This is a genomic window from Paraoerskovia sediminicola, from assembly GCF_030296575.1.
GTDB classification, from domain to species: Bacteria; Actinomycetota; Actinomycetes; order Actinomycetales; family Cellulomonadaceae; genus Paraoerskovia; species Paraoerskovia sediminicola.
In genome coordinates, this window is record NZ_AP027729.1 from 1,720,238 (window position 1) to 1,740,797 (window position 20,560).

Genomic DNA, 20,560 nt, shown 5'->3' on the forward strand with positions numbered 1-20,560 from the left:
ACGCGGCAGTCGCGCCCGCACGGGGTGCAGCACCGCCCAGACTATGCCGACGAGCAGCACGATCGCGAGGGCGCCCGCCCAGTTCGCCACCGTGGCCCAGGCGGCAGCGGCCTTGCCCGCCACCATCGAGATCGCCTCGCCGTCGACGATGCGCTGGACGAACGCCCCGAGGTGCGACGGCTCCCCGGGCCCGGCCCAGTCGAGCACCGCGACGACCCCGACCACGAGGACCGTCGCGGCGGCGACGACCAGGGTCCGGCGCCAGGTGATCCGGATCCCGGCGAGCAGCAGACCGAGCACGGCGAACGCGGGGACCAGCGCGAGGATCCCACCGAGGTCGGCGCCGAACGCCGGCCAGCCGTCGACGATCGTCGTCACGGCGCCGACGGCGAGGACCGGCACCAGGGTGCGCCGGGTCGCGCCGGCCCTGTCGTCGTCCCGCCCGGTGCCCGCGCCGAGCTCGGGGAGCTTGGACGTGAGCTTGGACGTGAGCTTGGACGTGAGCATGGACGCGAGCCCAGCCGCGAGGACGAGCCCGCTGACCGCGTACACGGCGAACGTCATGTTCGAGAAGCCGTAGAAGCGTGCGCCGAGCGCGGGCGACGGCCCGAGGAGCGACCCCTGCTGCAGGGGTGTCCCGGCGAGCCCGTCGAGGGTCAGGACGAGCCACGAGATCCCCGCGATCGCGGTCGCGAGGTTCCACGGGTGCGGGGGCAGCGCACGGCTGATCCACCACGCCACGACCGCGACGAGGGTCGCTGCCGCCATGACGGACGCGAGGAGGACGAACGTCGGCGCGGGCTGGACCCACCAGCGGCTGAACGTCGCCAGGGAGGCGGCGACGGGTGCCGACGCGACGATCGCCGCCGTCGCCGTGACCAGGCGGCCCACGAGGGGGTCCTCGGGCGCCCGAGCGCCAGCCCGAGCGCCAGGAGCAGCGCCAGCGAGAGGACTCCGACGAGCACCGGCATGAGCGACGGGATCGTCGCGGTGAGGACGTTGACGTAGCGCCGGTTCTCGACCGTGCCGGTGACCCCGGTGCGGCGTTCCTCGCCGGCCTCGATCGGGTGCCCGTCGAGCTGCGCGGTGCTGACGCCCGCGTCGTCGGCGAGCGTCGCGGTCAGGTCGGAGAGCTGGACGAACCCCGGCCTGCGCGTGCCCTCCGAGGTGAGCCAGCGGGTCTGGTCGGCGCCGGCGGTCCAGTCGACGACGACCTGGAGGTCGGGCTCGGCCGGCGGTGTGCCGGTCACGCCGGCGACGATCACGCGCGAGCCGCCGGGCACCGTGGTCACGAGTCGGCGCAGCGTGGTGTCCAGCTCGTCGAGGGAGTCGGTGCGCTCGCTGCCGCTCTCCGGCAGCTCGCCGAGGTCGATCACGGTCGTCGGGCAGGCCGTCAGATCCTCGTCCGTCAGGACGTCGAGCGACCCGGCGTACCGGTCGACGACGCCGTCCCCGTCGGCCAGCATGACGGCCGCACCGGGCCCGACGGCGGTCGAGCAGAGCGAGGCCGCGCCGAACCGGTCACCGAGGATGCCGGGGCCGACGCCGGGCTCGGTCGCGGCGTCGCCGTCCAGGAGCCCGGGCTCGACGGGCTCGTCGGGCGTGAGGAGCGCGTCCCACCCGGGCACCTCGACCGAGCCCGCCACCGTGGCGTCGCCCCCGGCGGGGGACGACAGCGGCGGGCACGTCGGTGTGGGTTCGACCGGTTCTTCGTCCGCGCCCTCGGGGTCCTCGGTCGCGCCGGTCGAGGCGTCGGGGGTGCCGGACGGCGCCTCCTCGGCCGGGACGGAGGTCCGTCTCCCCGCGGAGAGCGTGAGCCAGGCGTCGGTCGGGCACGTGAGCTCGCTGGCCGTGCGCACGTTCACCGACGCGACCGACCCCGTGTCGATCATGCGCCAGAGCGTGGGGGTCGTGGACGGCGTCACGTCGTCCCAGCGCAGCCCGCCCAGGCCCACGAGGAGCGTCGCGTCGTCCGAGTCGTTCGCGGCAGGTAGCCCGGCAGAGTGTTCGGCAGGTAGTTCGGCAGAGAGGGCGTCTGGGAGCACCGACTCGGCCGGCTCGGCCGGCTCGGCCGGGGCCGGGCCGAGATCGTTGCCGGCCGACGTCCAGCCACCTGAGCCGACGCCCGAGCCGACGCCAGAGCCGACGCCCGCGACGGCGGCGGAGCCGGGCGCGAGCAGCGCGACGAGCAGGACGGCGGCCAGCAGCGCCAGGAGCGTGCGCGCCACGGATCCCCGTCGCGCGGGCACGCCGGTCGTGGTCACGCGGCCAGCCTACGGAACGGTGCGCTGCCGGGGCTCAACCGGCGCGGACGACGAGGGAGGCGCCGTCCACCCATGCCTCGAGCTCGACCGCGGGCCCGACGACGTCGCCGTCCACCTGCGCCTGCTCCCCACCCTCGACGTGGATGCGGACGCGCTGCGCGGTCGTGTGGTCGATGCGGCCGATCTTGGCGGGCAGGTCGTTGCGGACCCCGAACCCCTGCATCACGACCTCGCCGAAGAGCTGGGCCCAGCCGGCGATGCCCGCGCGGGTGTCGATGGCCCCGACGTCGAGGAGCCCGTCGTCCATCCGGGCGTCCGGGAGCAGGTTGATGCCACCGGGGAGCCGTCCGCAGTTGCCGACGAGGATGGTCCTCAGGCGGGTCTCGACGGGGGCGTTGTCGTCCACCGTGATGCGCGCGCGCATCCGCTGGCCGTGCAGGTGCTTGATCCCCGCGACGAAGTAGGCGACCCAGCCCATCTTCGCCTTGAGCTGGTCGTCGGCGTCGGCGACCATCGCGGCGTCGAACCCGAGCCCGGCGATGACGAGGAAGATGTGCTTGCGGTCGCCGTCCTGCTCGGGCTCCTCGCCGTCCCGCCACTGCAGGACGCGAACCCAGCCCACGTCGATCGTCCGGTCGCGGCCCGCGACGACCATGCGCAGCGCCGCCTCCTTGTCCGTGACGGGGATGTCGAGGTTGCGGGCGAGGAGGTTCCCCGTCCCCGCGGGGACGATCCCCATGGGCGTGCCCGTGCCGGTCAGGGCCTCGGCCACCGCGCGCACGGTGCCGTCGCCACCGACCGCGACGACGACGTCCGCGCCCTGGGCGAGCGCTTCGCGGGCCTGGCCGACGCCCGGGTCGTCGACGCTGGTCTCGATCCACAGCGGCTCCGGGAGGGCGGCCTGCGCGCAGGCGGCGCGGGCGATCGCCTCGAACTCGGGCACCTGGGGCTTCGAGGGGTTCGCGATGAACGCGACGAGGTCGCGGTGGACGGCGGCGTCGGGGGCCGGAGCGCTGTCCCGCGCCGGGCGGCGGCGCAGCTGGACGAGCACGACGAGGGCGATGGTCAGGGCGGCGGCCCCGACGAGGATCGCGATGAGGTCGATCCACAGGTCCGCAGTCATGGGGGACACGCTAGTGCCACCGCTCGGCGCGGGAGTCCGCGCGTATTCACGACGACCGCGCCTGGCGGGTTCGTTACCCTTCAGGGGTGATCGACCTCAAGAGGATGCGCGACGAGCCAGACGTGGTCCGGGCCAGCCAGGTGGCCCGCGGCGACGACCCCGACCTGGTGGACGCGGCGCTCTCTGCCGACACCCTGCGCCGCTCCCTGCTGAACGAGTTCGAGCAGCTGCGGGCCGAGCAGAAGGCGATGGGCAAGCAGGTCGCCCAGGCCCAGGGCGACGAGAAGCAGGAGCTGCTCGCGCGGACCAAGCAGCTCGCCGGCGAGGTCAAGGCCCGCCAGGCGGACGCCGAGGCCGCGGAGGCCGAGCTCACGCGCCTGCTCCGGTCGATCGACAACGTCGTCGAGGGCGCGCCCCCGGGCGGCGAGGACGACTTCGTGGTGCTCCGCACCGAGGGCACGATCCGCGACTTCGCCGCCGAGGGCTTCGAGCCGCGTGATCACCTGGCGCTGGGCGAGGGCATCGCCGGGATCGACACTGAGCGTGGCGCGAAGGTCTCGGGGGCCCGGTTCTACTACTTGACGGGCATCGGCGCGCGCCTCGAGCTCGCCATCATGAACGCGGCGATGGACCAGGCGATCGAGGCCGGCTTCACACCGGTCATGACGCCGACCCTGGTGCGCCCCGAGATCATGCAGGGGACCGGGTTCCTCGGTGCGCACTCGGACGAGGTCTACCACCTCAAGTCCGACGACCTGTACCTCGTGGGCACCAGCGAGGTCGCTCTCGCGGGCTACCACCACGGCGAGATCATGGACCTCTCGGCCGGCCCCAAGCGCTACGCCGGGTGGAGCGCTTGCTACCGGCGCGAGGCCGGCTCCTACGGCAAGGACACCCGCGGCATCATCCGCGTGCACCAGTTCCACAAGGTCGAGATGTTCAGCTGGTGCGCACCCGAGGACGCCGAGGCGGAGCACCAGCGGCTGCTGGCGTGGGAGGAGCAGATGCTCGCGCGGTGCGAGCTGCCCTACCGCGTCATCGACACGGCGGCCGGTGACCTCGGGTCGAGCGCCGCCCGCAAGTTCGACTGCGAGGCGTGGCTCCCCACCCAGAACCGCTACCTCGAGCTCACGTCGACCTCGAACTGCACGACGTACCAGGCGCGTCGTCTCAACGTGCGCGAGCGCACGGAGGAGGACGGCAGGACGGGCACGCGCACGATCGCGACGCTCAACGGGACGCTGGGCACCACCCGCTGGATCGTCGCGATCCTCGAGAACCACCAGCAGGCCGACGGGTCGGTGCGGGTCCCCGAGGGCCTGCGCCCGTACCTGGGCGGCCTCGAGGTCATCGAGCCCGTCGCGTGACCCCTGCGCCGGGCGACTCCGCGGGCGCCGGCGCCCGTCACCCGGAGGGGCCCCTGCTCGTCGCGCTCGACATCGACGGCACGCTCATCTCGTACGACGAGGTGCTCTCGGACGTGGTGCGCGACGCCGTGGGCGCGGTGCGCGACGCCGGTCACGAGGTCGTGCTCTCGACCGGCCGGTCGGTGGTGGCGATCCGCGAGGTCGCGGACGCCCTGGGGCTCACCGACGGGTACGCGGTGACCTCCAACGGCGCCGTGACGGTGCGCCTCGACCAGGCCGAGCCGCAGGGTTTCGTGCTCGACGACGTCGTGACGTTCGACCCGGGCCCCGCGTTGCGGCTCCTGCGCGAGCAGCTGCCGGACGCGCGGTACGCGGTCGAGGAGATCGGCGTCGGCTTCCGCCTGAACACCCCATTCCCCGACGGCGAGCTCGGCGGAGAGCACGAGGTCGTGCCGTTCGAGGACCTGTGGGAGCGCGAGGTGACGCGCGTCGTCGTCCGGAGCCCCGAGCACTCGAGCGCGGACTTCCACGACATGGTCGCGGGGCTGGGTCTCGACGACATCACCTACGCCGTCGGCTGGACGGCCTGGATGGACCTCGCGCCGCTCGGCGTGTCCAAGGCGACCGCCCTCGAGCGGCTGCGCCGGATCCTGCACGTCCAGCCGCACCGGACCGTCGCCCTCGGCGACGGGTTCAACGACCTCGAGATGCTCCGCTGGGCGGCGCGCGGGGTCGCGATGGGTCACGCCGCCGAGCAGGTCCGCGCTGCGGCCGACGAGGTCACCGGGAGCGTGGACGACGACGGCGCGGCGGAACTGCTGCGCTCGCTGCTCGCCTGACGTCGTCCCCCAGTCACCCCGTCCCCCGTCGCCAGCCCCGCGCCGAACCGGGTGTCGACGTCGTCGTCCGCCCGTCGCCGGCCCCGCGCCGAACCGGCGGTTGTGTCGGATCCCGGGCCCCAGATCGCACGCAACCGCCGGTTCGGCGGGATGGAATCGCCGGTTCGGCCAGGTCAGGCCACGAGGGTCGGCGAGGTCAGACCACCGGTTCGGCGCTCAGGCCTCGCCGGCGTCGCCCCCGCGGGCCGTGAGGATCAGCGGCCCGTCCTCGGTCACCGCGATCGTGTGCTCCGAGTGGGCGCCGCGCGACCCGTCCACGGACCGCAGCGTCCAGCCGTCCTGGTCACCGTAGATCTCGTCCGTCGTCGCGAGGAACCACGGCTCGATCGCGATGACGAGCCCGGGCCGGATCTTCATGCCGCGACCACGCCGGCCGTCGTTGGGGATGTGCGGGTCGCCGTGCATCGTGCGCCCCACGCCGTGGCCGCCGAAGTCGGTGTTGATCGTGTACCCGGCGGCGTGGCCGACGTCCGCGATCGCGGCCGAGATGTCCCCGAGCTTCCCGCCCGGCACGGCAGCGGCGATCCCTGCGGCGAGCGCGCGCTCGCTGACCTCGATGAGCTTGCGGTCCGACTCGCCGTCCGACCCTGCGCGAGGAGTGCCGACGACGAACGAGAGCGCCGAGTCAGCGACCCAGCCGTCGACGGAGCAGGCGAAGTCGATGGTCAGGAGGTCGCCGTCGCGCAGCGCGTAGTCGTGCGGGAGGCCGTGCAGCACGGCGTCGTTGACGGAGGTGCAGATGACCTTGCCGAACGGGCTGGCGCCGAACGACGGGTGGTAGTCGATGTAGCAGGACTCGGCGCCGCGCTCCCGGATCATCCGGTGCACCATCGCGTCGATCTCGAGGAGGTTCGTGCCGACGCGGGTCGTCGCGCGGACCTCGGTGAGCACCTGGGCGACGAACGCTCCGGCGGGTCGCATCTGCTCGATCTCACGGGGGTGCGCAGCTCGATCATCGGGGTGTCCTCTCGGGAGACTGGTCGCAGGTCGGGGCGTCCGCTTCCGTCGGGTCGACGTCACGCGTTCGCTTCCCCAGGGTAATCGGAGCACAATCGTCGAGCGTGACAGGCATCGACGAGGTCGCCCGTGCCGCCGGAGTCTCGACGGCCACGGTCTCGCGCGCGCTCCGCGGCCTCCCGAACGTCTCTTCCCGCACCCGGGACCGGGTCCTCGCGACCGCCCAGGAGCTGGGGTACGTCGCCTCGCCGTCCGCGGCGTCGCTCGCGAGCGGTCGCACGCGCACCATCGGTCTGCTCACCCCGTGGGTCAACCGCTGGTTCTTCGCGAACGTCATCGACGGCGCCGAGCGCGCGCTGCGGCAGCTCGGCTACGACGCCCTCCTGTACACGTTCGACCTGCTGGACGGCGAGCCGCGGCGGCGGGTGGACCCGAGCGTCCTGCACCGCCGCGTCGACGGGATCATGGTCGTCGGCCTCCCGCTCGACGACGACGAGGTCGCGTCCCTCGCCGGGCTCGGTACCCCGCTGGTGTTCGTTGGCTCGGGGCCTGCCGGTCAGGTGACCGTGCGCCTCGACGACGACGCGACGGGCCGGGCCGCGACCGAGCACCTGATCGGGCTGGGACACCGGGTGGTCGGGCACGTGACGGGGGTGCCCGACCTGGTCTCGTCGTGGTCCCCGCCGGTGGGTCGGGAGCAGGGCTACCGCGGGGCGCTCGCCGACGCGCGGCTCGAGGTCGGCGACCAGCTGGTCGTCAACGGCGACTTCGACGTCGAGGGCGGGCGGGCCTCGGTGCGCGAGCTGTTGCGTCGGCGGCCGGACGTGACGGCAGTCTTCGCGTCGTCCGACGAGATGGCGATGGGCGCGATCCTCGGGGCGCGGGACCTCGGGCTGACGGTGCCGGACGACCTGTCGGTGATCGGCGTGGACGGTCACGACCTGGGTGAGCTCGTCGGTCTGACCACGATCGCCCAGGACACGCTCCAGCAGGGCATGGACGCCGCCACGCTCCTCATGGACATGGTGGCGGGCGGCGTCGCGCCCAGCGTGCTCACCTACCCGACGGAGCTGCTGGTGCGGGGTTCGACGGCGCCGCCCGGGCGAGCGTCGGAGCCCGTTACCTGACGACCGGAGCCCTCGCTGCCCGAAATACGTCACCGGATCGTTATTCCGAACAGGCCTCCTCCGGTTGCAGGACGCGTATGTAAACGCTTGCATATGGGGAGTGGGTGCGAACGCACCCCGCAGTTCGGACGACGGCGCCCGCGCTCGGGCGGCCACAGTGACGTGGAGGGATTTTCATGACCAGAACCACACGGCTCAACCGGCGGCGCAGGCTCGCCGCCGTCACGGCCGGCACAGCAGGCCTCGCGCTCCTCGTGGGTGCCTGCGGCAGCTCGGGCTCCGACGACGGCGACGGCGGCGGCAACACCGCCGGCGACGTGACCGCGGACCTCGACTGCGCCGCCTACGAGGACTACGGCGACCTCGACGGGAAGACCGTCACGGTCTACACCTCGATCGTCGACACCGAGCTCGAGCAGCAGATCGAGTCCTACCGGCCGTTCGAGGAGTGCACCGGTGCGACCGTCGAGGCCGAGGGCTCCAAGGAGTTCGAGGCCCAGCTCCCCGTGCGCATCCAGTCGGGCAACGTCCCGGACATCGCGTACGTCCCGCAGCCGGGCTTCCTCAAGAGCCTCGTGGCGGACTACCCGGACGCGGTCAAGCCCGTCGGTGACCTCGCGTCGGAGTACGTGGACGCGAACTTCACCGAGGCGTGGCGCGACTACGGCACCGTGGACGGGACGCTCTACGGGACGCCCCTCGGCGCCAACGTGAAGTCGTTCGTCTGGTACTCGCCGTCGGCGTTCGCGGACGCCGGCTACGAGGTGCCGGAGACCTACGAGGACCTCGTGGCGCTCTCCGACCAGATCGTCGCCGACAACGAGGGCGACCCGGACATCAAGCCCTGGTGCGCCGGCATCGGCTCCGGTGACGCCACCGGCTGGCCCGCCACCGACTGGCTCGAGGACGTCCTGCTCCGCACGGCCGGCCCCGACGTCTACGACCAGTGGGTCAACCACGACATCCCGTTCAACGACCCGCAGGTCGCCGAGGCCCTCGGCACCGTCGGCGAGATCCTCAAGAACCCGGACTACGTGAACGGCGGTCTCGGCGACGTCTCGTCGATCGCGACCACCGAGTTCACCGAGGGTGGCTACCCGATCGTCGACCAGCTCTGCTACATGCACCGTCAGGCCTCGTTCTACCAGGCCAACTGGACGACGCTGGACCCCGACCTCTCGGTCGCCGAGGACGGTGACGTCTTCGCGTTCTACTTCCCGGCCCCCGAAGCCGAGGAGCAGAAGCCGGTCCTCGGCGGTGGCGAGTTCGTCGTCCCGTTCGCCGACCGTCCCGAGGTCCAGGCCTTCCAGGCCTACCTGACGAGCCCGGAGTGGTCGAACGCCAAGGCGACCGCCACCCCGCAGGGCTGGATCAGCGCGAACAAGGGGCTCGACAAGAGCCTGCTGCAGTCGCCGATCGACCAGCTCTCGGTCGACCTGCTCACGGACGACAGCTATGTGTTCCGCTTCGACGGTTCGGACCAGATGCCGGGCGCCGTCGGTGCCGGGTCGTTCTGGAGCGAGATGACCGAGTGGATCGCCAGCGACAAGTCCGACGAGGACGTCCTCGACGCGATCGAGGCCTCGTGGCCTGCGTCCTGACCATGAGCGCGGTCGCCTGACCCGTTCTATCGTCGACCGGGGGTCCGTCGTACCGACGGGCCCCCGGTCCGCACAAGGGAGTGCTGCGCATGGACTGGCTGCTCAACGCCGACTCGATCGCCGAGAAGCTCGGGGTCATGGTCGTCGCGATCCTGCTGTTCGTCGTCGTGATGGGCTTGATCCTGTTCCTGGTCGACCGACCGCGGAACATCCCCAACTGGGTCGTCGCCGTGGCCTTCTCCGGACCGGCGATCCTGCTGATCGGCTTCGGTCTGCTGTACCCGGGCCTGAAGACGATCCGCGACTCGTTCTACAACCGCACGTCCGACGTCTTCGTCGGCCTCGACAACTACGCCACGGCCTTCACGCGTGACGAGTTCCAGATCGTGCTCCGCAACACGGCGATCTGGGTGATCCTGGTCCCGATCGCGGCGACGCTCCTCGGCCTGATCTACGCGATCGTGGTCGACCGGTCGAGGTTCGAGAAGGTCGCGAAGACGCTGATCTTCCTGCCGATGGCGATCTCGATGGTCGGTGCGTCGATCATCTGGAAGTTCATGTACGAGTACAAGCCGGCGTCGCGACCCCAGATCGGCTTCCTCAACCAGATCCTCGTGTGGATCGGGCTCGAGCCGCAGAAGTTCCTGCTCGACGCCCCGATGAACACGTTCTGGCTGATCGTGGTGATGATCTGGATCCAGGCCGGGTTCGCCATGACGATCCTCGCCGCGGCGATCCGCGCGATCCCGGAGGACATCGTCGAGGCCGCACGGCTCGACGGGGTCAGCGGGGTCCGCATGTTCCGCTACATCACGGTGCCGAGCATCCGCCCGGCCCTGGTGGTGGTCCTGACGACGATCGCCATCGGCACGCTGAAGGTCTTCGACATCGTGCGCACCATGACGGGTGGCCGGTTCGAGACCTCCGTCGTGGCGAACGAGTTCTACACGCAGGCCCTGCGCCAGGGCGACAACGGGCTCGGCGCGGCGCTCGCGGTGATCCTGTTCGTCCTCGTGGTCCCGATCATCGTCTACAACGTCCGCCAGCTGCGGAAGTCGGAGGAGATCCGATGAGCCAGGCAGTCCCCACGACGCCCGACGTCGACGCACCTCGGGGCCGCAAGGGCGGTGACGTCAAGCCCCTCAAGGAGTCGCGGTCCGACAAGGCGGCGCGCAAGCTCAGCTCGAAGCCGGCGTCCATCATCGCGATCTGTCTCGCGGTGCTGTGGACGATCCCGACGTTCGGTCTGTTCGTCACGTCGTTCCGCTCGCCGTCCGAGATCCGTTCGAGCGGCTGGTGGTCGACCCTCTTCACGGCCGAGTACAGCCTCGACAACTACAACGACGCGCTGTTCAGCGGGTCGACGTCGTTCGCGAGCTACTTCCTCAACTCGATCGTGATCACGCTGCCTGCGGTGATCATCCCGATCACCATCGCGCTGCTGGCGTCCTACGCGTTCGCGTGGGTCGACTTCAAGGGCCGCACGTTCCTGTTCGTCGCGGTGTTCGCCCTCCAGGTGATCCCGATCCAGGTCACGCTCGTCCCGCTGCTCACCCAGTACGTGAGCTGGGGGATCGCGGGCTCGTTCTGGCCCATCTGGTTGTCGCACACGATCTTCGCGCTCCCGCTGGCGATCTTCCTGCTGCACAACTTCATGAAGGACATCCCTCGAGAGCTCGTCGAGGCCGCCCGCGTCGACGGTGCTGGGCACGTGAAGATCTTCTTCCAGGTCCTCATGCCGCTGCTCGTCCCGGCGATCGCGGCGTTCGGGATCTTCCAGTTCCTCTGGGTCTGGAACGACCTGCTCGTCGGCCTGACGTTCGGGTCGGCGAAGGGGTCGCACCGATGACGGTCCGGCTGGCGGAGCTCTCGGGCTCGCGTGGCGCGAGCTGGCACCTGCTGCCGGCGGGTGCGTTCATCTCGATGATCGTCCCGGTGATCGTGTTCCTCGCGCTCCAGCGGTACTTCGTCCGCGGGCTCCTGGCGGGCTCCGTCAAGGGGTGACCCGCACGTACGCCGGCCACGGGGTCGCCGCCTGATCAGCACGACCGATCCGGCGGCGGCCCCGTCGTCGTGGACGGGGCAGGGTCGAGCCGTAGGCTCGCGGGGTGTCATCACGTCCCGGGAACGTTCTGGACGCCGTCCCCGCGCCGGCGATCTTCGTCGCCTCCGGCCTCACCCAGTACCTCGGGGCCGCGATCGCGGTCGGCCTCTTCGTCGCCGTGGGTGCCCCCGAGGTCGCGTGGCTGCGGATCGTCGTCGCCGCCGTCGTCCTCGTGCTGTGGCGTCGCCCGTGGCGCGCGCGGTGGACGCGCCGCGACCTCGGCTGGGTCTGCGTGTTCGGGGTCGCCCTCGCGGCGATGAACATCGCCTTCTACATCGGGATCCAGCACCTCCCGCTCGGCACCGCGGTCGCCATCGAGTTCCTCGGGCCGGTGGCCGTCGCCGCCGTCACGGGTCGCGGGTGGCGGGAGCGGGTCGGGATCGCCCTGGCGGCGACGGGGGTGGTGCTGCTCGCCGGGGTCACGCTCGAGTCGGGACTGTCGCGGTCGGACGCCGTCATCGGCCTCGTCGCGCTCCTCACCGCCGCCGCGTGCTGGGCCGGGTACATCCTCCTCGGACGGCGGGTCGCCGTCGCCGGGTCGGGCGTCACGTCGCTCGCGGTCGCGATGACCGCGGGCGCGGTCGTGTTCGCCCCGTTCTTCGCCGCGTCCTCGGCCGTCGTGCTGTCGGACGTCGGCCTGCTGGCCTCGATCGTCGGCGTCGGGGTGCTCTCGTCGGTGGTCCCGTACGCGCTCGACCAGGTCGTGCTGAAGAGGGTCAGCACGGCGACGTTCTCCGTGCTGCTCGCCCTGCTGCCCGCATCGGCCACCCTCGTCGGGGCCGTGGTCCTGCGGCAGGTGCCGACCTTCTGGGAGATCGTCGGGCTGCTGCTCGTCTCCGGGGCGATCGCCCTCGCCGGCCGGTCCCGGACCGAGGGCGACGCGGACGCGTCGGGGGAGCCGCCGTCCGACACCGGGCCTGCGGGCACGCTGCCCACGCCGCCCGCCTGAGCCGAGCCGCCCGCGGCCGGCGCCTCAGGGGACGAGGAGCAGCTTGCCGAAGACCTCGCCGGAGTCGAGCAGGGCGTGGGCCTGCGCCGCACGGTCGAGCGGCAGCTGCGCGTGCACCACGGGCCGCACGCGGCCGTCGGCGATCATCGGCCAGACGTGCTCGCGGACGGCCGCGACGATCGCCGCCTTCTCGGCCGCGGGCCGCGCGCGCAGGGTCGTGCCCGCGACCGACGCACGCTTCGTCAGGAGTGCGCCCAGGTCGAGCTCGCCCCGACGACCCTTCTGCATGCCGATCACGACGAGCCGACCGCCGGTCGCCAGCGCCCTGACGTTCTCGGCGAGGTAGGCCGCGCCGACGACGTCGAGGACGACGTCCGCCCCGTGGCCCCCGGACGCGGCCCGCACCGCCTCGACGAAGCTCTCCGTGCGGTGGTCGACGACCACCTCCGCGCCGAGCGCGCGGCACCGGTCCGCCCGCTCCGGGCCGCCGGCCGTGGCGACCACGTGCGCGCCGAGCGCCGTGGCGATCTGGATGGCGAGGCTCCCCACGCCCCCTGAGCCGCCGTGCACGACGACCCAGGCGCCGTCCGACACCCGGCCCACGTCGACGAGGTTGCTCCACGCGGTGCACGCCGCCTCGGGGAGCGCCGCGGCGGCGGCGAGGTCGACGCCGGCGGGCAGCGGCAGCACCTGTCCCGCCGGGACCACGACCTGGTCGGCGTACCCGCCGCCGTCGAGGAGCGCGCAGACGGCGTCGCCCGCGACGAAGCCCTCCACGCCTGGACCGGTCGCCAGGACGGTGCCGGAGACCTCGAGACCGAGGACCTGGCTCGCGCCCGGGGGCGGTGGGTAGTGGCCCGCGCGCTGCATCAGATCGGCGCGGTTGACGCCGGCAGCGGCGACGGAGACGAGGACCTCGCCCGCCGACGGGGTCTGGTCAGGAGCGGTCGAGACGGCTAGGTTCGCAGGACCGGTCGGTTCGTCAGGGGTCGAGCACTCGATGTAGCGCATGGATCGACGGTAGCGAGATCTGCCACGCTCACGCACGGCAGGGGGGCCGGTTAGGCATCCGGGGGTTCACCCCCGATAGTAGGTACGCACAATCGGAGCGTGAGGTCGGTACGAGGGGTCCCGGACGGGGCCGCCCGTGCTGTACGCCCACGGTCCGCGACCGAACTGGTAGGACGAGAGAGGTACGGCATGCTCCGCAGCTTGAGTGTTCGCGGGAAGATCCTCGCGGCCATCGCGGTGCCCCTGGTCGTGCTGTTCGTCGCGGCCACGCTCATCTCGGTCCGCGCGATCGGCGACTGGCGCGTGTCCGCGCAGACGCGCGACGTGGTCCAGGCCCTCGAGGCGCAGGACGCCGCCGGGACCGGGTTCGCGCAGGAGCGCGCGCTGACGATCATGGCGCTCGCCGGCGGGGCCGAGGACGACGGGAGCCTCGACGAGGCCCGGGCCCAGACGGACGCCGCGCTGGACGTGCGTGACGAGCAGCTCGGGGCGCTCGACGTCTCCGCGCTCGACCCCGCCGTGCAGGACGCGATCAACAGGACGCTCGCCGACCGCGAGCGTCTGGTCGAGCTCCGCACGGGTGTGGACGACGGCAACCTCACCGAGCCCGCCGCGACCGGTCTCTACACCGACTTCATCGACCGGGCGATCGGCGTGCAGGACGCGCTCGAGGCGACGTCGGCCGACCGTGACCTCGCCCAGTTCCTCCAGGCCTACACCCTGCTCGACGAGCTGATGGCCCAGGTCACGCTCGACACCCCCTCGGCGGGATCCTCGTCCAGCAGGCAGCCGGCGGCGTCGCGACGCCGGCCGACACCACGCGCGTCGCGCAGATCGTCACCGACACCGACCAGGTCCAGGCGGACGCCGTCGACGCCCTCGCCGGGCTTCCCGACACGCTGTGGCAGATCCCCTACGTCAACGCGGACTACTACTCGGCCCGGGCGGCGCTCGCCAGGACGTCCCCTGCCGACATCTCCGCCGGTCAGGCGGCCGCGTGGAACGACCTCGCCACCGGGTTCGTCGCCGACCTTCGCCCGGTGCGCGACGGCGTCCGCACCGACACGCTCGACCTCGCGGACTCCACCGCGACCGCCGCGGCGACGACGGCGTGGGTCACGATCGGCATCGCGATCCTCTCGTTCCTCCTCTCGCTGCTCATCGCCGGATTCATCGCGAGCCGCATCGTGCGGCCGCTGCGGCACCTCACGACGGCCGCGAAGGAGCTGCAGACCCAGCTCCCCGTGCTCGTCGAGCAGGTCTCCGTCCCGGGCCAGGGACCGCGCCTGTCGATCGACCCGATCGCGGTCGAGTCGAGCGACGAGGTCGGTCAGCTCGCCGAGGCGTTCAACGACGTGAACTCGACGACGGTCCAGGTCGCACGCGAGCAGGCCGCGCTGCGCGGCTCGATCGCCGAGATGTTCGTCAACGTCGCCCGCCGCGACCAGGTGCTGCTCAACCGCCAGCTCGCGTTCCTCGACGACCTCGAGCGCGCGGAGGAGGATGCGGGGACCCTCTCCAACCTCTTCCGACTCGACCACCTCGCGACCCGGATGCGCCGCAACGCGGAGTCCCTCCTCGTGCTCGCCGGGATCGACTCCGGACGCCGCATCCGTCAGCCGATGCCCGCCTCCGACGTCATCCGCACGGCGTCCTCCGAGATCGAGCTGTACGACCGGGTGCGGCTGCACCTCGCCGTCGACCCCCACATGCTCGGGCACAACGCGCTCAACGCCGCGCACCTCCTCGCGGAGCTCATCGAGAACGCGACGAACTTCTCCGAGCCGCACACCCCCGTCGAGGTCTCGGTCGCTCAGGACGAGCACGCCGTGACGATCACGGTGCGTGACCACGGTCTGGGCATGAGCCCCGCGGAGCTCGCGGAGGCCACGCGCCGCGTCCGCACCACGGGCGCGACCGACGTCGTCGGCGCCCAGCGGCTCGGCCTCTACGTGGTCGGTCGCCTGGCGGGCAAGCTCCAGGCCGACGTGTCGTTCGACTCCGCCGCCGAGGGCGGCACGGTCGCCTCCGTGACGTTCCCCGCAGCGCTCTTCGTCGCGGACCGGGACCGGCCGCTGCCGAGCCCCACCGACCCCCTGTCGGCGCACACGCAGGCGGCAGCCGGTCAGCTGGGCAGCCCGGCGCCCTCCGCAGAGCGCTCTAGGCCGTCTGCCCCCGGGAGCTCGATCACGCCCGCGTCGGCCGCTGCGCTCGCCGCAGGTCTGCCCGTGCGGCGCGACGCCGGGAGCTCGGCTCCGGTGCCGGCGGTCGAGTCTGCCGACCCCGGGTCCACGACCGGCGAGGCGCCGGTCGTGCGCGAGGTGGACCTGGACGCCCTCACCGACGGCACCACGAGCACCGGGATGCCCCGGCGCCGGGCGCGCTCCGCCGACTCGTCGGCGGACGACCGCGACATCGTGCTGCCCCCGCTCGAGCAGGCCGAGGTCTCGGACGACCTCGACGGCGCGGACCTCTGGGCGCCGCCTTCGCCCGCGGCGCCGTCGGGCGCCCCGGGCGGGCTGCCGACCCGCGGTCGCCGCGCCGCCGAGCCGCAGGCCCCCGCGGAGCCCGAGGCGCCCGTCGACGCGCCCGAGCCGACCGGGGCACCGGTCGGGGCCGCCGCTCCTGACGGGTCGCCGTCGAAGACCGCGACGGGGCTCCCCGTCCGCGGCGCCCGAGGCGGGTCGGCTCCCGACGCCGCTCCGGCCCCGGCTCGTCCGCCTCTCGCCGACGTCGTGATCCCGGAGGTCCCGGACGTGGGCTCCGGCCCGAGCCCGGACGCCCCCCACACCGATGACACCGACGCGCTCGTGCGCAGCACGATGTTCTCGAGCTTCCGCTCCTGCGAGGAGCTCGACAGCACCATGTCCATCCCGGTCGACCTCACAGGACAGTTCCCCGCGGCCGCGGAGGAGGAGCCGGCGCCCGCACCGGCACCTTCACCAGCACCGTCGGGGGAGGGCGGCCGGCACGCGTCGTACTTCGACGAGCTCGCCGCGGGGGCCGGCGCCCTCGGCACGGAGCTCCGGGGCGCCGACGTCGAGCACTCGGACGAGCTGATCTCCCGCTTCGACGAGGCGGCACGTCCGTTGACCGACGGCATCCCGCTGGTCGCACCGTCCGGCACGGCGCCGGTCGCGGACCCGGCGCCGGCTCACCCCGCGGACCCGTCGGCCGCCGAGGCCGCGGACGGCGTCGAGGCACCGGATGGCGACGCACCTGCGGGCTCTGCCCCTGCGGCGTCCGCGCCCTCTGCACCGTTCGCGCCGGCCGCGCCGCCCGCGTCTCCGGGGACCGTGCCACCCGGGTCTCCCGGGGCCGCCGAGGCTGCAGGCGCACCTGTGGACGCCTTCGAGTCGCTCCCCGCGTTCGAGGACCTGATGCGCGACCTGCCGACCCGACGGTCGCTCCGGGAGTCCTCGACCAAGCGCCGCGGGCTGTTCGGCCGCCGCAGCCGGCCCGCCACGGGAGCGGTGCCGGACATCGCGACGCACGCTCCGGCGCCCGGTCAGTCCCCGGCCTCCGCGTTCGGGGCACCGGCGTCCGGGACCGCTCAGGAGCGGTCCGGCGACGACACCCACGGGTCGGGTGCGCCGGAGATCGCGTCGGCGCACGCCGGCGTCGGCCAGGCCGACGCCGGAGCCGCCCCGCAGGCGGACGTCGAGGAGTTCCCGCTCACGCTGCACGGTCCGGAGACGGCCGAGCAGCCGATCCACGTCGCCGACCCGTTCGACGGCGTCTCGCTCGCGGCCGACGACGGTCCCGGGTGGGCGCCTGAGTCCTCGCCCGAGGACTCCTGGACCCCGCCGGAGCCGATCCAGGGTGCGACGCCGCTCACGCGGCGTGGAGCCGCCGCCGCGCGCCGTGAGGCGACCGAGGAGAGTGCTCGGCTCCTCGAGCCCGACCTCGAGCAGCCCATCGACGAGGGCTACATCCGGGACTCCATCGAGACGCGCTCCCAGTGGCTCGCGTCGGCGGTCCTGTACGAGGAGATGACGTCGCTCCTCGCCTCGGGGAACGACTTCGAGAGCGAGGAGTTCGCGGGTCCCGCGGACGGCGCGTACCAGCCGACCGTGGAGGCGTCCGGCGCTTCGCTGACTCGCCGCGGCGGCGACGGGCAGGACTCGGGTGCGAGCTCGCCCGCACCCGAGGATGCCTCCGTGCGGGACGCGGAAGCGCTGCGTGCCCGGTTCTCCGCGTACCAGGCGGGGACGGCGCGCGGCCGGGACGCGACCCAGCGGGGTTCGCGCGCCGGTGGGCCCACGGGCCGCGACGAGGACGAGGGCCGGGAGCGCCGGCTCGAGCAGGACGACCTGGGGTCGACATGGCAGCCCCCGACCGTGAATGATGTGCACGATCCCGCAGCGTGGACTCGATGAGTCCGTGGCGCGCGCAGGATCTCGACGAGGAGGAAGAGTGAACGCACCCAGCAACGAGGCCGGCAGCTTCGGATGGCTGCTCGACAACTTCGTGCGGACGGTGCCGGGGAGCCGGCACACGCTCGTGGTCTCGGCCGACGGGCTCCTCATGGCGATGTCCGACCGCCTCGACCGCACGAGCGGCGACCAGCTCGCCGCCATCGTGTCGGGGCTGTCCAGCCTGACCCGAGGGGCGGCGCGCCAGATCAACGGCGGCGACGTCCGGCAGGCCATCGTCGAGATGGACCAGGGCTACCTGTTCCTGATGAACGTCTCGAACGGCTCGGTGCTCGCGGTCGTCGCGGAGCCCGGCTGCGACATCGGCCTCGTGGGCTACGAGATGGCGCTCCTGGTCTCGCGCACCGAGGCGACCCTGACACCTCAGCTGATCTCGCAGATGCGCGGCCAGCTTCCTGTGGACGGCGCGACCCGGACGAGCGTGGGATGAGGACCCGGCGATGACTCAGCGACACGGACACCACGGCTCGGACCACTACGAGGCGTCCACGGTGCGCCCGTACGCGGTCACGGGCGGTCGGGTGCGGTCGGCGACCTCCGACCTGCCGCTCGAGGCGCTCGTCGAGGTCATGCCGGGCGCGGTCAGCAGCCAGGGTCTGCCTCCTGAGAAGCGGGCGATCCTGCAGCACGCCGCGCACAGCTATGTCTCCGTCGCGGAGCTCTCCGCTCTGCTCCGGCTCCCCCTCGGCGTGGTCCGGGTCCTCGTGGCCGACCTGTCCGACGACGGTTTCGTCACCGTCCACACATCGACCCCTGTCAACGTGCACACCGGTCACGGTGGCAAGAGCTCGGGTATGTCCCTGAGCGTCCTGGAGAGTGTTCTTGATGGCATTTCCACCCTCTGACTCCGCGCGCCAGGTCGGCGCGCCGGCCGGAGGCGGTCAGGCCCCCGCGCGCGAGAGCGTGCTCGGCGGGTCCCGCGTGACGCGCACGGCCGAGCAGCCGCCGGTCGCCGCAGCACCGCCGCGCAAGGCCCCGACCGTCGTGAAGATCGTCGTCGCGGGCGGGTTCGCCGTCGGCAAGACGACGTTCATCGGTTCGATCTCCGACATCGAGCCGCTGAACACCGAGGCCGCGATGACGGAGCACTCGGTCGGCGTCGACGACGCGGGTGGTCAGACCGACCGCAAGACGTCGACGACGGTCGCGATGGACTTCGGGCGCATCGAGCTCCCCGGGTCGCTGTGGCTGTACCTGTTCGGCACCCCCGGCCAGGACCGGTTCCTCTTCATGTGGGACGACCTGGTGCGCGGCGCGATCGGCGCGGTCGTGCTGGTCGACACGGAGCGGCTCGAGCAGTGCTTCCCGGCGATCGACTACTTCGAGTCTCGCGACATCCCGTTCGTGGTGGGCGTCAACTGCTTCGACGGGGTCGCCAAGCACCGCCTCGAGGATGTCCGGGAGGCGCTGCAGATCCCCGCGCACGTCCCGATGCTCTACACGGATGCGCGTTCGCGCGCCGCGACCAAGCAGACCCTGGTCTCGCTGGTGCAGCTCGCGATGCGCCGGCTCCGGGCCGGCGCTCCGGCCTGACGCCGTCGACGCGGCCCGTCGGTCGGGGTTCTCGAGCTTCGTCCGCCGGGGCTGCGGCGATCGGTAGGATGGTCGTCGCGCTCCGGCGCACCGGGAGGGCTGACAGAGCGGCCTAATGTGACGGTCTTGAAAACCGTTGTCGCGCAAGCGACCGGGGGTTCGAATCCCTCGCCCTCCGCATGTTTGGCGGGACCTGCCCGGCTGGTCGTCGGGCGGGAGCCAGGCCGTGTGCCCGGCTGGTTTGTCGGGCTGGAGTTCGGCCGGGTGTCGGACGTCGTCCAGCACCCTGGCGCGGCCCGCTCGCTTTTGCCTCGGGCGCCCTCGGGCGGGTAGCCTGGCGACGCTCGGGAACCCGGGTGAAGGAGACGTCGCATAGTCCGGTCTAGTGCGCCACCCTGCTAAGGTGGTAACGGAGCAATCCGTTCGAGGGTTCAAATCCCTCCGTCTCCGCCAGGAAGGTCTCGGCTGCAGAAGTCGGGACCTTTTCTGATGTCCGCAGTCGGCGCGCCGGCTCCGGACGTCGTGGGCCTGCGGCTCGCAGGGCAGCTCAGGGTCACTCAGCCCGCTGTCGGTCCACCTTCCGACCCACGCCGTACGTCGTGTCACGGATCACGTGGTGCGAGGGCCGGATCGGTTTGGGAACGGCCCGCTGTCGCGGTAGGCTTCTCGACGGCTCGCCAGTGGCGAACCGGACTGCGCCCGTAGCTCAACGGATAGAGCATCTGACTACGGATCAGAAGGTTGGGGGTTCGAATCCCTTCGGGCGCACGCGATCGACCAGCGGCTCCACTCGTCAGAGTGGGGCCGTTCGTCGTTGCGGGAGCAGTGCCCGACCGCGACGGGTTGCGTGGACGCGACAGCCGCCGCGGCGGACGGGTTATCGCTTCGTGACCGTCACGTCGACGGTGTCCCCGATGTCCTTGCCCAGGGCTTTGCGGACCTTCGCGCTGAGGGACACCATGTGTCCTCCCGTCCCCGTCACCATCGCCCCGACGTTCTCTAGCGCGACGTCATCGATGCTCGCATCGACTCTGACGGTCTTCCCGGTGCCGAAGAACTCTCTGGAGTCGGGGATCTCGACGCAGCTCCACGTGTCGCCCTTGATCTCGACGCCGATCGTCGCCCGGAAGTCCAGCCGCTCTGCAGTCATGCGCCCAGCGTATGCGGCCCGCCTCGCGATGCGGCGGGG

15 protein-coding genes, 3 tRNA genes and 3 pseudogenes are annotated in these 20,560 nt (G+C 72.4%); 16 read left to right on the plus strand and 5 right to left on the minus strand.

All coding sequences use genetic code 11. The features are described from left to right. Positions 1-43: 43 nt before the first annotated feature. Complete coding sequence (locus QUE47_RS08015) at positions 44-580, plus strand: hypothetical protein (protein ID WP_286219325.1); 537 nt, start codon at positions 44-46, stop codon at positions 578-580. 76 nt (positions 581-656) lie between these two features. Here the strand turns inward: QUE47_RS08015 and QUE47_RS08020 are convergent, their stop codons facing one another. Both QUE47_RS08020 and QUE47_RS08025 read right to left on the minus strand, forming a co-directional pair. Continuing rightward, on the minus strand, positions 657-2,264 hold the full coding sequence (locus QUE47_RS08020) for a hypothetical protein (RefSeq protein WP_286219326.1): 1,608 nt from the start codon (positions 2,262-2,264) through the stop codon (positions 657-659). A 34-nt stretch (positions 2,265-2,298) separates the two neighbouring features. Further along, entirely contained in the window at positions 2,299-3,387 is a 1,089-nt protein-coding gene (locus QUE47_RS08025) for a diacylglycerol/lipid kinase family protein (RefSeq protein ID WP_286219327.1), read from the minus strand. An 86-nt stretch (positions 3,388-3,473) separates the two neighbouring features. Between QUE47_RS08025 and serS the strand changes: the two genes are divergently transcribed. Together serS and QUE47_RS08035 are read left to right on the plus strand one after the other, a co-directional pair. Then, the gene (serS, locus tag QUE47_RS08030; protein ID WP_286219328.1) at positions 3,474-4,754 is read left to right on the plus strand and encodes a serine--tRNA ligase; all 1,281 of its coding nucleotides are present in this window, start codon (positions 3,474-3,476) and stop codon (positions 4,752-4,754) included. Further along, positions 4,751-5,593 carry an HAD family hydrolase gene (locus QUE47_RS08035; RefSeq protein ID WP_286216855.1) on the plus strand — a complete coding sequence of 281 codons (843 nt, stop codon included), beginning with the start codon at positions 4,751-4,753 and terminating at the stop codon, positions 5,591-5,593. Before serS ends, QUE47_RS08035 begins: the two co-directional genes overlap by 4 nt. Before the next feature lie 216 nt (positions 5,594-5,809). Here the strand turns inward: QUE47_RS08035 and map are convergent. Beyond that, positions 5,810-6,609, minus strand: a pseudogene (gene map / locus QUE47_RS08040) (type I methionyl aminopeptidase). A gap of 105 nt (positions 6,610-6,714) precedes the next feature. Here map and QUE47_RS08045 point away from each other — a divergent pair. From QUE47_RS08045 to QUE47_RS08065, 5 genes and pseudogenes are all read left to right on the plus strand, one after another. Beyond that, positions 6,715-7,737, plus strand: a complete 1,023-nt coding sequence (locus QUE47_RS08045; protein ID WP_286216856.1) for a LacI family DNA-binding transcriptional regulator — start codon at positions 6,715-6,717, stop codon at positions 7,735-7,737. A gap of 176 nt (positions 7,738-7,913) precedes the next feature. Next, on the plus strand, positions 7,914-9,338 hold the full coding sequence (locus tag QUE47_RS08050; protein ID WP_286216857.1) for an ABC transporter substrate-binding protein: 1,425 nt from the start codon (positions 7,914-7,916) through the stop codon (positions 9,336-9,338). Between the two features lie 89 nt (positions 9,339-9,427). Further along, positions 9,428-10,411 carry a carbohydrate ABC transporter permease gene (locus QUE47_RS08055; RefSeq protein WP_286216858.1) on the plus strand — a complete coding sequence of 328 codons (984 nt, stop codon included), beginning with the start codon at positions 9,428-9,430 and terminating at the stop codon, positions 10,409-10,411. After that, positions 10,408-11,342 (plus strand): annotated as a pseudogene (locus QUE47_RS08060) (carbohydrate ABC transporter permease). The gene QUE47_RS08055 and the pseudogene QUE47_RS08060 overlap by 4 nt, the downstream one beginning before the upstream one ends. A gap of 104 nt (positions 11,343-11,446) precedes the next feature. Further along, positions 11,447-12,391, plus strand: coding sequence for an EamA family transporter (locus QUE47_RS08065; RefSeq protein ID WP_286216859.1), 945 nt, complete (start codon positions 11,447-11,449; stop codon positions 12,389-12,391). Between the two features lie 24 nt (positions 12,392-12,415). Here QUE47_RS08065 and QUE47_RS08070 read toward each other — a convergent pair whose 3' ends face one another. After that, positions 12,416-13,393 (minus strand): NAD(P)H-quinone oxidoreductase, encoded by a 978-nt coding sequence (locus tag QUE47_RS08070; RefSeq protein WP_434019761.1) that lies wholly within the window; start codon positions 13,391-13,393, stop codon positions 12,416-12,418. A gap of 402 nt (positions 13,394-13,795) precedes the next feature. Between QUE47_RS08070 and QUE47_RS16755 the strand changes: the two are divergent. From QUE47_RS16755 to QUE47_RS08105, 8 genes and pseudogenes are all read left to right on the plus strand, one after another. Continuing rightward, positions 13,796-14,071 (plus strand): annotated as a pseudogene (locus QUE47_RS16755) (nitrate- and nitrite sensing domain-containing protein); the annotation flags it as partial. 371 nt (positions 14,072-14,442) lie between these two features. Further along, positions 14,443-17,781: an ATP-binding protein gene (locus QUE47_RS08075; RefSeq protein WP_286216861.1), complete on the plus strand. Its 3,339-nt coding sequence runs from the start codon at positions 14,443-14,445 to the stop codon at positions 17,779-17,781. A gap of 37 nt (positions 17,782-17,818) precedes the next feature. Continuing rightward, positions 17,819-18,268 (plus strand): roadblock/LC7 domain-containing protein, encoded by a 450-nt coding sequence (locus tag QUE47_RS08080; RefSeq protein WP_286216862.1) that lies wholly within the window; start codon positions 17,819-17,821, stop codon positions 18,266-18,268. Positions 18,269-18,278: 10 nt separating this feature from the next. Beyond that, on the plus strand, positions 18,279-18,683 hold the full coding sequence (locus QUE47_RS08085; protein ID WP_286216863.1) for a DUF742 domain-containing protein: 405 nt from the start codon (positions 18,279-18,281) through the stop codon (positions 18,681-18,683). Then, entirely contained in the window at positions 18,664-19,371 is a 708-nt protein-coding gene (locus QUE47_RS08090) for a GTP-binding protein (protein WP_286216864.1), read from the plus strand. The genes QUE47_RS08085 and QUE47_RS08090 overlap by 20 nt, the downstream gene beginning before the upstream one ends. Positions 19,372-19,464: 93 nt before the next feature. Then, positions 19,465-19,549 (plus strand) — tRNA-Ser (locus tag QUE47_RS08095). A gap of 183 nt (positions 19,550-19,732) precedes the next feature. Further along, positions 19,733-19,824: transfer RNA gene (locus QUE47_RS08100), tRNA-Ser, on the plus strand. Between the two features lie 242 nt (positions 19,825-20,066). Further along, a tRNA-Arg gene (locus QUE47_RS08105) sits at positions 20,067-20,139 on the plus strand. Positions 20,140-20,248: 109 nt separating this feature from the next. On the opposite strand, the gene QUE47_RS08110 is transcribed toward QUE47_RS08105, so the two are convergent. Next, the gene (locus tag QUE47_RS08110) at positions 20,249-20,521 is read right to left on the minus strand and encodes a DUF1905 domain-containing protein (protein WP_286216865.1); all 273 of its coding nucleotides are present in this window, start codon (positions 20,519-20,521) and stop codon (positions 20,249-20,251) included. Positions 20,522-20,560: the final 39 nt, after the last annotated feature.